This is a genomic window from Streptomyces griseosporeus, from assembly GCF_014656055.1.
Taxonomy (GTDB): Bacteria; Actinomycetota; Actinomycetes; order Streptomycetales; family Streptomycetaceae; genus Streptomyces; species Streptomyces griseosporeus.
The window spans coordinates 840,398-856,611 of sequence record NZ_BNBR01000003.1; the positions used below are offsets into that span (position 1 = coordinate 840,398).

Annotated in this window: 13 protein-coding genes; 6 read left to right on the forward strand and 7 right to left on the reverse strand. The window is 71.1% G+C overall.

Annotation, left to right across the window (positions count from 1 at the left end; genetic code table 11):
- Nucleotides 1-195: 195 nt before the first annotated feature.
- From IE308_RS18300 to IE308_RS18330, 7 genes are all read right to left on the reverse strand, one after another.
- On the reverse strand, nt 196-1,140 hold the full coding sequence (locus IE308_RS18300; RefSeq protein ID WP_190218732.1) for a type II secretion system F family protein: 945 nt from the start codon (nt 1,138-1,140) through the stop codon (nt 196-198).
- A gap of 14 nt (nt 1,141-1,154) precedes the next feature.
- Nucleotides 1,155-2,492: a TadA family conjugal transfer-associated ATPase gene (locus tag IE308_RS18305; protein WP_190218733.1), complete on the reverse strand. Its 1,338-nt coding sequence runs from the start codon at nt 2,490-2,492 to the stop codon at nt 1,155-1,157.
- Complete coding sequence (locus tag IE308_RS18310) at nt 2,489-2,845, reverse strand: TadE/TadG family type IV pilus assembly protein (RefSeq protein ID WP_229908922.1); 357 nt, start codon at nt 2,843-2,845, stop codon at nt 2,489-2,491. Before IE308_RS18310 ends, IE308_RS18305 begins: the two co-directional genes overlap by 4 nt.
- A 154-nt stretch (nt 2,846-2,999) precedes the next feature.
- Entirely contained in the window at nt 3,000-3,380 is a 381-nt protein-coding gene (locus tag IE308_RS18315) for a pilus assembly protein (protein ID WP_110630078.1), read from the reverse strand.
- Entirely contained in the window at nt 3,377-4,630 is a 1,254-nt protein-coding gene (locus IE308_RS18320) for a CpaE/TadZ family protein (RefSeq protein WP_110630077.1), read from the reverse strand. The genes IE308_RS18315 and IE308_RS18320 overlap by 4 nt, the downstream gene beginning before the upstream one ends.
- Before the next feature lie 12 nt (nt 4,631-4,642).
- Nucleotides 4,643-5,350 (reverse strand): Flp pilus assembly protein CpaB, encoded by a 708-nt coding sequence (gene cpaB, locus IE308_RS18325; RefSeq protein WP_110630076.1) that lies wholly within the window; start codon nt 5,348-5,350, stop codon nt 4,643-4,645.
- Between the two features lie 51 nt (nt 5,351-5,401).
- A complete protein-coding gene (locus IE308_RS18330; protein WP_229908923.1) occupies nt 5,402-6,265 on the reverse strand; it encodes a hypothetical protein in 864 nt (287 codons plus the stop codon).
- A 321-nt stretch (nt 6,266-6,586) separates the two neighbouring features.
- Between IE308_RS18330 and IE308_RS18335 the strand changes: the two genes are divergently transcribed.
- From IE308_RS18335 to IE308_RS18360, 6 genes are all read left to right on the forward strand, one after another.
- Entirely contained in the window at nt 6,587-8,299 is a 1,713-nt protein-coding gene (locus tag IE308_RS18335) for a chitinase (RefSeq protein WP_190218735.1), read from the forward strand.
- A 248-nt stretch (nt 8,300-8,547) separates the two neighbouring features.
- Nucleotides 8,548-9,189 (forward strand): DUF4232 domain-containing protein, encoded by a 642-nt coding sequence (locus IE308_RS18340; RefSeq protein ID WP_190218736.1) that lies wholly within the window; start codon nt 8,548-8,550, stop codon nt 9,187-9,189.
- Nucleotides 9,186-10,049, forward strand: a complete 864-nt coding sequence (locus IE308_RS18345; RefSeq protein ID WP_308440113.1) for a serine hydrolase domain-containing protein — start codon at nt 9,186-9,188, stop codon at nt 10,047-10,049. Before IE308_RS18340 ends, IE308_RS18345 begins: the two co-directional genes overlap by 4 nt.
- A 392-nt stretch (nt 10,050-10,441) precedes the next feature.
- Nucleotides 10,442-10,753 (forward strand): SseB family protein, encoded by a 312-nt coding sequence (locus IE308_RS18350; RefSeq protein ID WP_373314515.1) that lies wholly within the window; start codon nt 10,442-10,444, stop codon nt 10,751-10,753.
- On the forward strand, nt 10,750-11,436 hold the full coding sequence (locus tag IE308_RS18355) for a hypothetical protein (RefSeq protein WP_190218737.1): 687 nt from the start codon (nt 10,750-10,752) through the stop codon (nt 11,434-11,436). Before IE308_RS18350 ends, IE308_RS18355 begins: the two co-directional genes overlap by 4 nt.
- Complete coding sequence (locus IE308_RS18360) at nt 11,436-16,211, forward strand: putative T7SS-secreted protein (RefSeq protein WP_190218738.1); 4,776 nt, start codon at nt 11,436-11,438, stop codon at nt 16,209-16,211. The genes IE308_RS18355 and IE308_RS18360 overlap by 1 nt, the downstream gene beginning before the upstream one ends.
- The last annotated feature ends 3 nt before the right edge of the window (nt 16,212-16,214 follow it).

Sequence of the window (16,214 nt, forward strand, 5' to 3'; positions counted from 1 at the left end):
CCCCCCGTCAGTTCCGTCGGGCCCGCCCCGGACCTCAGTTCCACCGGTCCCGCCCCGCCCATCCGTCCCATCGGGCCGGCCCCGGCCGTCAGTTCCATCGGGCCGCCCCGCCCCTCTGTCCCATCGGGCCCGCCGCCCCTCTGTCCCATCGGTCCCACCCCGCCGCCCGTCAGTTCCATCGGTCCCGCCCCCCCCTCAGACGTCGATCCGTGACATACGGCGGATCAGGACGAAGCCGATCGCGTACAGCGCGAACGCCACGATCACGCACGCCTGGCCGACCGGGGAGCCGGTCATGCGGTCCAGGGCGCCGTCCTTGACGCCGTTCATCAGGAACAACGAGCCGATGCCCATCACCGGGACGGCGTACGACGTCATGTTCACCTGGGAGAGCTGGGTGCGGATCTCGCGCCGGGTCTCCTTGCGTTCCTCCAGCGTCTCCGTCAGGTTGCGCAGTGCCGACACCACTTGGCCGCCGGCTCGGTTCGACAGGACCAGCGTCGTGACCAGAACGACCAGTTCGCGGGACGGGAGGCGGTCCGCCAGCTCGCCCAGCGCGTCCTCCATCGACATGCCGACCGCCAACTGGTCGCTCACCTTGGCCAGTTCCTCGCCCGCCGGCGCCTCCAGCTCCTCCGCCGCCATGCCGATCGCGGCGCGCAGGGCCAGGCCCGCCTGGGTGGCGTTGGCCAGGATGCGGGCGAGTTCGGGGAGTTGGTTGATGAATCTCTCGATGCGTTTCTGGCGTTGCCAGGTGAGGAACTGCAGGGCCGCCCAGACACCCAGCAGGCCCGCAATCGGGCCGAAGAAGGGCGCCAGCGCCGCCTGGCCGATCAGCCACAGTGCCGCCACCGCCGTCAGCATCGCCGCCGTGAACTCGCCCGGCGTCACGTCCAGGCCCGTCGCCGCCAGCTTCAGTTCGAGCCGGTGGCCCAGCCGGGTGCGGCGCAGGCGGCGGTCCAGGTTGCGGAAGCGGCGCCGTCGGCCCGCCGGAGGCAGCTGGTGGGTGTAGGTGAGGCGGTCCACCAGCGCCGCCCGCTGGGCCCGGCCGCGGGCGTACGCGTGCACGCCCAGGACGGCGAGGAGGCAGGTGAGCAGGGCGACGCCGGTGGTGAGGGTGATCAGTGTGTTGAGGTCCATCGGATACCTGTCTCCTACCTCGCCTCTCGTACGGCCAGCTGGTCCGCGGAGTGCGCCACCCCGAAGGCCTGCGGGATCGGCTGGCCCGCCATGTAGAGGCGGTCGGCCGTGCGGCGCGGGAGCGGGTGGTGGCGGTAGCTGCCGTACACCCGGCCGTCGGGGGTCATCGGCTGCGCCTCGAAGCGGGCCACCGATGCCAGGCGGTACGGCTCCCCGCCGTGGCTGTCGAGCACGGCGACCTCCGTCACCCGCCGCGCGCCGTCCGGGAAGCGGGTGAGCTGGACGATGACGTCCACCGCGCTGTTGATCTGGTCGTGCAGCGCCACGAACGGGATCTCCACCTCGGACATCGACGCCAGGGTCTGCAGCCGGGTCAGCGCGTCCTCGGCGCTGTTGGCGTGGACCGTGGCCAGGGAGCCGTCGTGGCCCGTGGACATCGCCTGGAGCATGTCCAGCGACTCGCCGCCGCGGACCTCACCGACCACGATCCGGTCGGGCCGCATGCGCAGCGAGTTGCGGACCAGGTCGCGGATGGTGATACGGCCCTTGCCCTCGACGTTGGCCGGGCGGGACTCCAGGCGGATGACGTGGTTCTGCTGGAGCTGGAGTTCGGCGGAGTCCTCGATGGTGATGATGCGTTCGCCGTTCGGGATGAGCCCCGAGAGGGCGTTGAGCAGGGTCGTCTTTCCGGTGCCCGTCGCGCCGGAGACGATGATGTTGAACTTCGCCTGCACCAGCCCGGCCAGCAGGAACAGCATGTGCTCGTCGAGCGAGCCGAGGCCGATCAGCTCCTGCAGGGTGAAGGAGCGGGGGAAGCGGCGGATGGTGAGGGTCGGGCCGGTCAGCGCGAGCGGCGGGATGATGACGTTGACGCGTTCGCCGGAGGGGAGGCGGGCGTCGACCATCGGGTTCGACTCGTCCACGCGGCGGTTGACCGTGGAGACGATGCGTTCGATCGTCTGCATCAGCTGGTCGGCGGAGGCGAAGCGGAGGGGCAGTTGCTCGACGCGGCCCGCCCGCTCCACGAAGATCGCGTCGGGGCCGTTGACCATGATCTCCGTGATGGAGGCGTCCTCCAGCAGCGGCTCCAGGATGCCGAGGCCCAGCGCCTCGTCGACGACCCGGCGGATCAGCTGGGAGCGCTCGACGGTCGACAGGACCGGGCCCTCGCGGCTGATGATGTGGCCGAGGACGCGCTCCAGCCGGGCCCGGCGCTCGGCGGCGGCCAACGCGCCCATCTCGGCGAGGTCGATCTCCTCCAGCAGCTTGGCGCGGTACGAGGCGACCAGGTGGCCGTCCTCGCCCCTGCGGCCGTGCTCCTCCGGGGAGTTGATACGTGCCCTCAGGCTCATCCGTCCTGCCCTCCGGGTGCGTCGAGCGGTGTGTCGTCGAGCGGCATGACGGCCGTACGTTGTGCCGGGTCGAAGTGCCAGCCGGGGACCAGGGTCGGGATCTTCACGGTCGCGGTGACCTCGACCTCCTCGCCCAGCTCGGCGGCGGAGCAGCTGGTGTCGCCGGCGAGCCAGTCGCTCACCGCCTCCGCGCAGCCCTGCTGGGCGGTGCCCGGCTGGAGGGAGGCGCTGCGGGCACCGGCGCGGGCGGCCGTGCCGGCCTGCTGGGCGGCGTAGGCGACGAGGCCGAGCTGGACGCCGGCGAGGGCGACGAGGAGGAGGACGGGGATGAAGCCCAGGTACTCGATGGCCACCTGTCCTCGGTCGCGGCCACGGTCACGGTTACGGCTTTGGTCGCGGCCACGGTCACGGTTACGGCTTTGGTCGCGGCCACGGCCACGGTCGCGGCTTCGGTCGCGGCCCCCGTCGTGACGGCGCGCCCTCCACCGTGTCGATGTGTACGGCATCTCAGTCCGTCTCCTCCTCCACCGCTCCCGCCGCCCCGTGCACGGTGAACGGGAAGCCGATCACGCCCGGGAAGAGGACGGGCACCTTCAGGGAGACGGAGGCCCGCACATAGCCGCCGCCGGTCGTGCAGTCCACGTCGGCGTCGCCCTCCCAGGCCCCCGGCAGCTTGTCCAGGCCGGCCTGGGCGCAGGCGCCGCCGCGTGCCCCGGGCTCGGCGGCCGTGGCGGCGCGGACCGCTTCGTCGGCGGCGTTCCCCGCGAGCGTGAAGGTGTAGCCCACGAGGACGCACTGCCACAGCAGGACGAGCGTGACGATGATCGTCGGGGTCATGCCGAGGAACTCGATGGTGACCTGGCCCTGATCCCCACGTGGACGCCTCATCCCCCGCCCTCCTTCCGCCCCCGGAAGCGCACGGCGCCCCGGTCGCCGCGTCCCCGGCCGCCGGCGCGGTGGCCCTCGACGGACTTGACCAGGCCCAGTTCGCCGGCCAGCGTCCACAGGGCCTGTTTCACCGCGCCCTTGTGGTCGAGTTCGTGCAGCCGGCCGGCGTCGACGGCGGCCTGGAGTTCCTTGTAGCCGGCGGGGATCGCGGTGGCGGCGACGCCGGTGCCGGTGATCTTCTGGATGAGCGGCGGCTGGATCTCCGTATGGCGGCTGTGCCGGTTGACGACGATCGTCGTCTCCTCGGCCTTGCGGATCTGGAGGCGGTCCCACAGGCGTACCGCGCGCTTGGCGCCGCGCACGGCGACGACGTCGGGGGTGGTGACGAGGAGGGCCCGGTCGGCCATCTCGACGGCGGTGGCGCCGGCGCCGCCGAGCTGGGCGCCGCAGTCGATGACGACGACCTCGTAGCGGGAGCGCAGGGCGCTGACGAGGTGGCGGGCGGCGCGGTCGGTGACCTCCTCGCCGCGTTCGCCCTCGGCGGGGGCGAGGAGCAGCGAGACGCCGGTGTCGTGGCGGAAGACGGCGTCGGCGAGGACGCGGGGCGTGATGTCGGTGATGCCGGCGAGGTCGACGACCGAGCGGCGGAACTGGACGTCGAGGTAGGAGGCGACGTCGCCGGTCTGCAGGTCGAGGTCGACGAGGGCGGTGCTGCGGCCTGAGGCCTGGGCGGCGAGGGCGAGTTGGACGGCGGTGACGGTGGCGCCGACGCCGCCCTTGGCGCCGCTGACGGTGACGACGGTGCCGCCGACGCCGGTGAACACGTCGCCGCCGTGGCCGAGGTGGCGTCGTACGCCGGTCGACCACTGGGCGACGGCCTGGACGCGGCTGGCGAGTTCCTCGTACGACAGCGGCAGCGCGACCAGGCCGCGGGCGCCGGAGTCCATCGCGGCGGAGAACAGGCCGGGGCTCGCGTCGGTGGTGACGAGGATGACGCCGACGGCCGGGAAGCGCAGCGCGACCTCGCGGATCAGCTCCAGGGCGGGGACGGGGCCGATGCGTTCGTGGACGACGACGACCTCGGGCAGTTCGTCGACCGACTCGGCGGCGAGGCGGGCGAGGGTGTCGACCAGCTGGGTGGAGTCGACGACGGGGGCGACGGGCTCGGCGTCGGGCAGCTGGCTGAGCAGGGTGGTGAGGGACCGGACGGCGTCCGCGTCGCCGACCGCCGGGAGGATCCTCGTGGGCATGCGGGCCGCCTCTCACTTGTCCTTGGCGAGTTCGTACGTCCGGTCCCGGTCGGGGATGCCGGTGTCGCCGCCGGGCGCGACCAGGGCGAGGCGGACGCGTTTGGCGAACGACTCTGCGTAGGTCAGGCGCTGGGCGTCGAGGGCGGACAGCGCGAAGGTGATGGGGACGGCGTCGGTGGGCTGCTGGGTGCGGCGGTCGGCGTCGGGTTCGAGGGCGGTGATCCGGCCGACGTCAATGACGCGGGCGCCGGTGACGATGACCCGGGACTGGTCGGGCTGGCCCTGCTTCTCGCCCTCGAAAGTGGCGTAGACGTTGACGGTGGCGCCCGCGGTGATCTTGCCGGCGACGCCGGTCGCCGCGTCGATCATGATGGCGACCTCCTGCTGGCCGGGCTGGAGGGCGGGCCGGTCGACGATCATGTCGCTCTGCAGGAGCGAGCCGGCCTTCAGCGTGGTGACGGCGATCTTGCCGCGGATCTCGGCGAGGTCGGTGACGGCGGTCTTCGACAGCCACCGCTCGGGCATCTTCACCTGCTTGAACTGGCTCGCGGTCAGCTCGGTGTACGGCTTGACGTCGCTCCTCAGCTCGTACGCGGTCACCTCCGGGCCGACCTTGGACTTCACGTCGTTGATGACGGAGAGCACGCCGGCGAACGCGCCGAGGGCGCACAGGACCGACAGGAGCAGGAGGATCACGCCGCGGCGCTGACGGGAGTTCATGGACCGTGCAACCTCATCGGGGGGGTGGGCGGGGCGGGGGGCTTCTCGGCGTCAGCCGACGGGGGCGTGGGTGCCGTACGGCTGGAGCTCGCCGTAGGCGGGTGGGGTCGCGGAGCAGAACACGCAGCGGTCGCCGATGACGTCGAGGCCGCACCAGTGGCAGGCGCTCTGCCGTACGGAGGCGACCAGTTGGTAGAGGACGGACAGGTCGGGCAGGTAGGCGACGAACTCGATCGCCTTGCCGGTGCCCCACCAGTCGGCGGACTCGGCGGGCAGCGGGGCCTCGCGCAGGCCGCGCACCTGCCAGGCGGGGGCGAGGGTGGTGCCGACCCAGTCGGACTGGAGCTGGCCCTTGGCGACGAGCAGGGAGGTGCCGAAGTCGGGGCCGGGCAGGCGGGCATCGGGGGTGCCGAGACGTACGACGCGGGGCTCGGGGTGGGCGAGGACGGCGAACTGGCTGCCGGGCACCCAGGAGCGGGCGTGCGCCTTGAGGTCGACGGGGATGCGGTCGAGGCGGGAGAGGGTGCCGAGGAGCGCGCCGGCGTGGAGGTAGTGGGTGAGCAGGCGGCCGGCGGCGGCGAGGACGCCCGGGCCGAGGTCGCAGGAGGCGAGCTGGCGCAGCTGGCGGGCGAGGACGGCGACGGCGAGCGGGGGCAGGTCGGGCCGGAAGAGGGCGATGCGGTCGCTCTCCAGGAGGGAGCGGATGGTGAGCAGCCGGCGTTCGACGCTCGCGGGGGTGGCGCCGGAGTACACGACGATGACGTGACCGTGCTGCTCGACGAGTGTCTGCACGGCGAGGAGCGCCTGCTCCAGCGGCGCTCTGTCGATGTCCGCCAGAACGGCCGCGGGCAGGGTCCGCTCGTCCTGCGCCGGCAGTGCCAGGTCGGCACCGGTCACGGCAATGGCAGTTGGCACGCGCAGCTCCCCATCCACGCCTGTCGGTGTGCCGGGCCTCCTGGGGTGACGCCGGTGCACCGAGATGACTTCACTGCGTGACTACCTGAGCACTGTATCCACGCGCCTGTGACCGGAGAACAGCGTTTCCGTAGCTGGGGGAGAACTGTCGGCGCACAAGTCGCGCCATATCGGGGCAGGTTGCGCAACCGCTTCCCGAAGGGGGCCCGGCGGCCGGGGATTTGGTCTGGACCTATTGACAGTCAGGATTGGTCTGGACCAACGTGTGAGGCGAACGGTGGCCACCGTGTCCCCTCCCCCCTTCCTCCCCCGGAGGCCCCAGTGGACCGCGCACCAGCCCTGCCCCCGTCCCGACGCAGACACCTGTGGGCGGGCACCCTCGTGGCAGCCCTCGCCCTCTCCCTCACCGGCGTCGGCGCCGGCCAGGCCTCGGCGGCGGACGTCAACAACGTGAAGAACGCGGGCTTCGAGTCGGGCCTCACCGGCTGGACCTGCTCGGCGAACAGCGGTACGACCGTCTCCTCCCCCGTGCACGGCGGTACGGCGGCCCTGAAGGCGACGCCGGGCGGCCAGGACAACGCCAAGTGCACGCAGACGGTGGCCGTGAAGCCCAGCTCGACGTACACGCTGAGCGCGTGGGTGCAGGGCGGCTACGCCTACCTGGGCGTCACGGGCACGGGCACGACGGACGTCTCGACCTGGACGCCCGACTCGGCGACATGGAAGCAGCTCTCGACCACCTTCACCACGGGCTCCTCGACGACGTCGGTGACGCTGTACACCCACGGCTGGTACGGCCAGGCGGCCTACTACGCCGACGACCTCTCGGTCTACGGCCCCGACGGCGGCGGAGGCGGCGACCCGGCCCCCACGGTGCCGGGAGCGCCGGCCGGCCTGACGGTCTCGGGCACGACGTCGTCCTCGGTGTCCCTCTCCTGGAACGGGGTGACGGGCGCGGCGTCCTACAACGTCTACCGCGACGGTACGAAGGTGACCTCCGTGACCGGCACGTCGGCGACGGTGAGCGGCCTCGCGGCGTCGACGTCGTACAGCTTCCAGGTGACGGCGGTGAACGCGGCGGGCGAGTCGCCGAAGTCGGCGGCGGTGACGGCGACAACCACATCCTCCGGCGGGGGCGGCGGCACCGGCCTGCCGAAGCACGCGGTGACGGGCTACTGGCAGAACTTCAACAACGGGGCGACGGTGCAGCGGCTGTCGGACGTGCAGGCGGCGTACGACATCATCGCGGTGGCGTTCGCCGACGCGACGACGACGCCCGGCGCGGTGAGCTTCACGCTGGACTCGGCGGGCCTGGGCGGCTACACGGTCGACCAGTTCAAGGCGGACATCCGGGCGAAGCAGGCCGCTGGGAAGAAGGTCGTCATCTCGGTGGGCGGTGAGCGCGGCACGGTCGCGGTGAACGACGCCACGTCCGCGACGAACTTCGCGAACTCCGTCTACTCCCTGATGCAGACGTACGGCTTCGACGGCGTCGACATCGACCTGGAGAACGGCCTCAACGCCACGTACATGACACAGGCGCTGCGGGCGCTGTCCGCGAAGGCAGGGCCGTCGCTGATCCTGACGATGGCTCCCCAGACGATCGACATGCAGTCCACGTCCAACGCCTACTTCCGGACGGCGCTGAACGTGAAGGACATCCTCACGGTCGTCAACATGCAGTACTACAACAGCGGTTCCATGCTGGGCTGCGACGGCAAGGTCTACAGCCAGGGCTCGGTGGACTTCCTCACGGCCCTCGCCTGCATCCAGCTGGAGGGCGGCCTCGCCCCGTCCCAGGTGGGCCTGGGCCTGCCCGCTTCGACCCGGGCGGCGGGCAGCGGCTACGTGTCCCCGACCGTGGTCAACAACGCCCTGGACTGCCTGACCAAGGCCACCAACTGCGGCACGTTCAAGCCGTCGAGGACGTACCCGGACCTGCGGGGCGCGATGACATGGTCGACGAACTGGGACGCGGCGGCGGGGAACGCGTGGTCGGGGGCTGTGGGGGTGCATGTGCATGGGCTGCCGTAGGGCGGGCCGGTACCGGGCGGCGTGACCGGGGCCCCTTGGGGGGCACCCACGGCACCGAGGACCACGGCAAGTGAAGGTGGTCGGCAGGGCCCGTCAGGTCGTGGAGGACCTGACGGGCATCCGCCTGTAACAGGCATGTACCAGCGGGCTTTCGGCGGGAACGGCGTCGGCGCCGCGCGGCTCTCATCCGTTGCCGGCCGAGCAGGGCCGCGCGAGCGGACCGGACCGAGTCCTACGGAGGATCCCCCATGCGCACCCAGAAGCTGAGTCTCATCGCCCTCACCGCCGCGGCCGCGCTGTCGTTGGCGGCATGCCAGGGCAGCGACGACGACTCGGCGGCTCCGGCTGCCTCTTCGTCGGGCTCGACGCAGACGACGCCGTCCGAGGGCGGCGGTGGCTCGGGCGACGGCAAGACGTCGGCGGCGCCCTCGGAGGGGGCGGGCGGGGGCAGTGGCGGTACGGGGGCCGGGTCGGGCTCGGGGTCGGGGTCCGGCTCCGGCGGGCGCTGTCGGACCGCCGATCTCGACTTCACCGCCACCCACGGCATGGGCGAGGGCATCCTGACCGTGCACCTGAAGAACACCGGCTCGGCCACCTGCACCCTCAAGGGCTTCCCCGGCGTGGACCTCAAGGGCAAGGACGGCACGGTCAGCGCGACCCGCAGCGACGTCGCGCCGGTCGCGGTCGAGGTGAAGCCGGGTGAGGAGACCCGCTTCACCCTCCGCTACCCCCCGAACACCTCCGGCGGCAGCGGCACGACGTTCACCACGCTCGTCGTGACCCCGCCGAACGAGACCCACTCCCACACCCTCCCCACCGACATCAGCGTCCCCGTCACGGAGGGCTCCGGCCAGCCGGTCACGGTGGACCCGGTGGGCACCGGCAAGTGACCGGTGTGCGCCTGCCGAAGCGGCCGGTCCCGACCTGCGTCCTCACCGGCACGGCGCCCCCGGCCGTCTCGGACGGCCACGCGACGGACCGCTTCGTCGAGATCGGCTCCTTCACGAAGGTCCTCACCGGTACGGCGCTTACGCGTCTCGCACACGCGGGGACGCTGACGCTCGACGACCCGCTCGACTGCTGGCTCCCCGTCCCACCCGGCACCGGCATCACCCTCCGCCACCTGGCCGAGCACACCTCGGGCCTGCCCCGCCTCCCACCCGGCACGGGCCCCGCCCGCGACCCGTACGCCGCCTTCGACGCGCGGGCGCTGCGCGAGCTGCTGCCCCGGCTCGACAGCATCGCCGTACGGCCGTCGGGGGCGTCGGAGGAGTACTCCAACCTCGGGTACGCCGTGCTGGGCGCGGCGTTGGTGGAGGCGGCCGGGGCGTCGTACGAGGAGCTGCTGTCGGAGTACGTCCTCGACCCGCTGGGCGTACGGGAGGTGACCGCCACCCCGGACCCCTCCCGCCGCCTCCTTGCCCCCGGCCGCTTCGGCCGACCCCGCACGCCCTGGACGATGACCGGCGCGATCCTTCCGGCGGGCGGCCTGTGGGCGACGCCGCGTGCGGTGGCCGACCTCCTGACCCGCCTCGTCCTCGAACGCCGCCTCGGCCCACCGGCCCCCTCCTGGCAGACGTCCGGCCCCCTCCACTGGCACAACGGCGCCACACGCCACGCGTCCGTCTTCGCGGGCGCCACGGAGGACGGGCGGTGGGTGGTGGTCCACCGCCTCAACGGCACGCCTGAGGGGACGGATGAGTTGGGGGTGGAGGTGTTGCGGCGGGGCCGTCCGCACCACACCTCATGAATCCGGCCACAGCACAACAACCCCGATTGCAACAGACAATGTGCTGATGTGATGATCCCGGCATGGTGAATCACGGGGGAGACACCGGCTCGTCGTCCGACCTGCCCAGGTCTCGACTCGCGGAATACGCGGCCCTGACGGGTACGCCGATGCGGGAGTCCGAGCGAACGTCACCGGAGGCCGAGGCCTCGTCGGCAAACGCCACGGAACCGAGCGCATCGGCGACCCCGGCTTCTCCGCCATCCGCTGCCGCTGGTCGTTCACCAGCCACGATGGCTGATACCCCACCCTCTCCCCCCGCCCCCGTCACTGGGGAGGATGCCGCTCGGATCGCTCGAGCGCGTCGCGATTTCGCCGTCCTTCTCGGTGAGTTCCGCCGTACGGCGGTGGTCGTGCCGACGGACGAGGACGACGCGCCGCTGACCGCCGACTTCGGTGGCGTGCACTGGATCTACGCCTTCTCGGACGAGGCCGCGCTGGCGCGGTTTGCTGTCGCGAGGGGTCAAGGCGGTCGGGAGTGGCCCTACCGGCGGGTGTTGGGGGCCAGGTTGCTGGATGTGGCGGTGCCCGCGGCCGGGGTGCCGTGCGGGGTGGCGCTGGACGTGGCCGATGAGGGCGAGGGCGTGCTGTTCCCGCCGGTCGCCGGGGTGGTGCCGGATGCCGTGGCCGTCGTCGGGGACGCGAACGGGGAGGAAGTGCGATGACGGACAAGGCTCTGGGCCGGGTCGGCGGCGGCCCGGACATCCAGGCGGTCGGGCTGGACGAGATCGCCAAGGGGATCACGCTGGTCCTGGACGAGCTGAAGGAGATCGGCGCGTTCGGCACGGCCGGTGCCGGCCGCGGCTTCTCCGAACTGACCCTGACGGGCCTGGAGCTGGGCCACGAGGGTGTGATGTCGGCGTTCACGTCGTTCTGCGAGCGCTGGGAGTGGGGGGTGCGCGCGCTGGTCGTGGAAGGCAACAACTTCGCCGACGGCGTGGGCCTGTCGGCCGGCACTTTCTTCCAGCTGGACCAGTACGTCGAGGGGTCACTCAAGGTGGGGGCGAACTCCCTGATCGGAAACCCCCATGCCACGGAGGACGAGATCACCGGCAAGAGCTGGTCCCAGCTCGCCCAGGACGCTTCCGACGCCTACACCCACCCCGATTACAGCCGGGAGTCCTTCCGGGAGGCGTGGGCCAACAGCAAGCAGGGCTGGAACGACGCCGCGCGGGACCTGATGACCTCCGGCCCGTTCACTCCGACCGTGCCGGTGAGTCCGCAGCAGCTGATGGGGCTCAACGACAGCCAGTACGAACAGTTCCTCGACACCACGTTCGGGCCCTCGGCCGAGGAGCGCGCGGCCTCCGCGCAGCAGCAGGCCGAGCAGGGCGGGGAGACCGGCTGATGGGGATCAACGGCTTCCTCGACGGCCTCGGCGACAAGTGGGATGCCGGGAAGAAGCTGGTCGGTGAGGGCATCGACAAGGGCAGCGACGTTCTCGGCCAGGGCCTGGATCACGTCGGTGCCGAAGGCCTCGCGGACTCGGTGGAGGACCTGGGTGACGAATGGGCCTCCGACCTCGGCGCGACGCCGGGCGAACAGCAACTGGAGGAAACGGACCAGGCAAACGAGCTGATCCACGGTGACGCGGGAGCGATCCGCTCCAGTGCCAGGCATCTGCGGGACTTCCACAAGGCGTTCGACAGCGTCGGGCAGGGGATGCGGAAGCTGGACTCCTCGCACTGGAGGGGTGAGGCGGGCGAGGCGTTCCGCAAGAAGTTCACGATGCACCCGGCGAAGTGGCTGCACGCGGCGGACGCGTGTGAGGCGGCCGCGAAGGCGCTGGAGGCGTACGCCGACACGGTGACCTGGGCGCAGGGCAAGGCCAGAGAGGCCGCCGAGCTGTACAGGAAGGGCAAGCAGGCCTCCGACGAGGCCGGCGAGGCGTACTTCAGACAGGTCCTGACGTACAACGCGGCGATCCGGGAGGGCAGGGACCCCGGGCCCGAGCCCAAGGAGAACAAGGAGGCGGGCGGCGCCGACATGGCACGCGCCCGGTCCCTGCTGGATGAGGCACGGCGCCAGCGTGACGAGGCCGGTCGAACCGCCGCGACCGCGATCCGCGCGGCCCTGGCGCATGCCCCGGCCGCGCCCTCCGCTGTGGACCGGCTCAAGACGGACGTCTTCGACGGCGTGCTGTCGACCAGCATCGAATTCACCCACGTCGCCGGCGGCGTCGTCAAAGGCACCGCCGGCCTGGTGAACTTCGTCCGGAGTGTCTCCGTCATCGACCCCTACAACGTGACGCACCCCGCGCAGTACCTCCAGAACCTCAGCATGACGCTGTCCGGTCTGACCTCGGCCGCCGCGCACCCCGACCGCGTCCTGAAGCAGACCTGGGAGGACTTCACGAAGGATCCGTCCGAGGGTACGGGCCGCTTGATTCCCGAGCTTCTGGGCACGGACGGGGTCGGGGCCGTGCGCACGGGGGTGCGGGCCGCGCTCAGGGCCGGCGCCAAGGAGGCCGCCGAGTCGGCGGCGCAGAGAGCCGCTCGAGAAGCCGCCGAACAAGGTGCCAAGGAAACCGCGGAGTCCGCGGCCGGGAAGACCGCTCGGGAAAGGGCCGAGGCGGATCCTCCCGCGACGTCCCGACCCCAAGACTCCCAGGTCACCACGGGCTCTGACCCCATCGATATGGCCACGGGCAAGATGTTCCTGCCGCAGACGGACATCGAACTGCCCGGCGCGCTGCCGTTGGTCGTCACCCGCCGGGTCGAGTCCGGCTACCACCTGGGCCGCTGGTTCGGCCCGTCCTGGTCCTCCACCCTCGACCAGCGCCTGGAGATCGACGCGGAGGGTGTCGTCTTCGTCACCGAGGACGGCATGCTCCTCGCCTACCCCCACCCGGCACCCGGTGTGCCCACCCTCCCCACCCACGGCCCGCGCTGGCCACTGGACCGTGCGGACGGCGGCTACACCGTCACCGACCCGCAGACCCGGCGGGTGTGGCACTTCGCCGACCGCGGCGACGACCTGGCCGTCCTGGAACAGATCGACGACCGCAACGGCAACTGGATCACCTTCGAGTACGACGCCGACGGCACCCCGCTGGCCATCGCCTCCAGCGGCGGCCACCACATCGGTGTCACCACCCAGGACGGCCGCGTCACGGCGTTCCACCTCTCCGCGACCGGCCAGGAACTGAAGCGCTACGGCTACACGGACGGCAACCTCACCGAAGTCGTCAACTCCTCCGGCCGCCCCTTGCGTTTCACCTATGACTCCGCGGGCCGCGTCACCTCCTGGACCGACACCAACGACCGCGGCTACGTCTACGAGTACGACGACCAGGACCGCTGCATCGCCGAGGGCGGCACCGCCGGGCACATGAGCCTGCGGCTCACGTACGACGAGGTCGACCCGGAAACCGGTCTGAAGGTCACCACGACGACGACCGGCGAAGGCCACACCCGGCGCTTCCTCGTGAACGACGCACGGCAGGTGGTCGCCGAGATCGATCCACTGGGCGCGGTCACCCGCCACCGGCGCGACCGCTACAACCGCCTGCTGTCGCACACCGATCCCCTGGGCCGCACCACCTCGTTCCGTTACGACGAGGCAGGCAACCTGCTCTCGGTCGTGCGGCCCGACGGACGTGAGGCGAAGGCCGAGTACAACGACCTCGGCCTGCCGCTGAGGGTGGTGACCGCCGACGGCAACGTCTGGCGCCAGACGTACGACGAGCGCGGCAACCGCACGTCCGTGACGGACCCGGCCGGTCTGACCACCCACTTCTCGTACGACGAGGCCGGCCATCTCACCTCGGTGACCGATCCCTCGGGCAACACGACGACGGTCGTCTGCAACAGGTCCGGCCTGCCCGTCCGCATCACCGACCCGCTGGGGGCGGTGACCACGTACGAGCGGGACGCGTTCGGCCGTCCGGTCGCCATCACGGACCCGACGGGGGCGGTGAGCCGCCTCGAATGGACGACGGAAGGCCAACTGTCCCGCCGTACGGCAGCGGACGGAACGACCGAGTCGTGGACGTACGACGGTGAGGGCAACTGCACCAGTCACACCGATCCGCTCGGCGGTGTCTCGCACTTCGAGTACACCCACTTCGACCTGCTCACGGCCCGCACGGGCCCGGACGGCGTCCGCTACGAGTTCGAGCACGACAGCGAGCTGCGCCTGACGAAGGTGATCAACCCGCAGGGGCTGACCTGGCGCTACAAGTACGACTCCGCCGGGCGCCTCATCGAGGAGACGGACTTCGACGACCGCACCCTGACTTACGAGTACGACGCGGCGAGCCGTCTCGTCTCCCGCACGAACGCCCTCGGCCAGACCGTCACGTTCGAACACAACGCACTGGGCCAGGTCCTGCGCAAGGATGCGTCCGGCCAGGTCACCACGTACGCCTACGACCTCACCGACCAGCTCGCCCAGGCCACCGGCCCGGACGGCACGACGCTGACCATCCTGCGGGACCGGTACGGGCGGGTGCGGTCGGAATCGGTCGACGGCCGGGAGCTGACCTACACCTACGACTCGCTCGGCCGCCGCACGGGCCGTACGACACCGACGGGCGCCACGACGACGTGGTCGTACGACGCGGCCGGCCGCCGGACGGGCATGACGGCCTCCGGCCGTGCCATCGGCTTCTCGTATGACTCGGCGGGACGCGAACTCACCCGTCGTCTCGGCGACATGGTCGCCCTGGAGCACACCTTTGACGCCGCCGGACGTCTGACGACCCAGTCGGTCAAGAGCGGAACGGGCCACATGCTCCAGCACCGGTCCTACACCTACCGCGCCGACGGCAACCTCGTCGGCGTCGACGACCGGCTTTCCGGCGCCCGCCGCTTCGATCTGGACGCGGCGGGTCGGGTGACGGCGGTGCACGCGGCGAACTGGACGGAGCGCTACGCCTACGACGAGGCCGGGAACCAGACCATGGCGGCCTGGCCGTCGGATCACCCCGGCGCGGAGGCGACAGGCGACCGCGAGTACGTCGGCACACGCATCACCCGAGCGGGCAGGGTCCGCTACGAACACGACGCGCTGGGCCGGATCACCCTCCGCCAGAAGACCCGCCTCTCCCGCAAGCCGGACACCTGGCGCTACGAGTGGGACGCCGAGGACCGCCTGACGTCCGTGGTGACCCCGGACGGCACCCGCTGGCGCTACACGTACGACCCCCTGGGCCGCCGCACGGCGAAACTGCGCCTCGCGGAGGACGGCGAGACGGTCGTCGAGCGGGTGGACTTCACGTGGGACGGCACGACCCTGTGCGAACAGACGACGACGTCCCCGGACCTCCCCCACTCGGTCACCCTCACCTGGGACCACCAGGGCCTGCGCCCGCTGTCCCAGACGGAACGCATCCTCTCCCCCGAGGCCTCACAGCAGGAGATCGACTCCCGCTTCTTCGCCATCGTCACGGACCTGGTCGGCACGCCCAGCGAACTGGTCGACGAGCAGGGCGAGATAGCTTGGCGCACCCGCAGCACGTTGTGGGGGACTACGGCTTGGGCGGCCGACAGTACGACGTACACGCCACTGCGGTTTCCGGGGCAGTACTTCGACCCGGAGACGGGGCTGCATTACAACTACTTCCGGCACTATGACCCGGAGACTGCGCGGTACCTCACGCCGGACCCACTGGGGCTCGTCCCAGCGCCCAACCCGGCCTCGTACGTGGCCAACCCTATGGCTTGGGTCGACCCTTACGGCTTGTCGCCCTGCCCACCCGAGCAGGACCGGCGGGCGCAGACCAGCCACGGAGTTGGAGAAGGGAACGAGTGGGCGAAGAGCGTCTCTCAAAAAGGCAGAACGGATAACTCGAAGGTAATCTCGGGGCACGGCTACTACGAGTTCGGAGCCGGTGATATGACCGTGCCTCGCGGCACCTGGCTGAAGTTCTACGTTGCGGATGGCGAACGCTTGAATGACGCATTCGCGCATCAAATCGAAACCGGCGCAAATCACCCGCCGCTCGAAACGTATGTACCTGGGAAGTCCCTTCCGAACTACACGGTTGACGTACCGAAGAACCTAAGCATCAGTAGCAGATCCATCACCGTCAACGCTCCGACGCGCCTCAGCGATATAATCACCGAGGACATGGGGGCAGTACACGTTCTGATCTGCCGTGAGCACATTAAGCCTTGGTGAGAA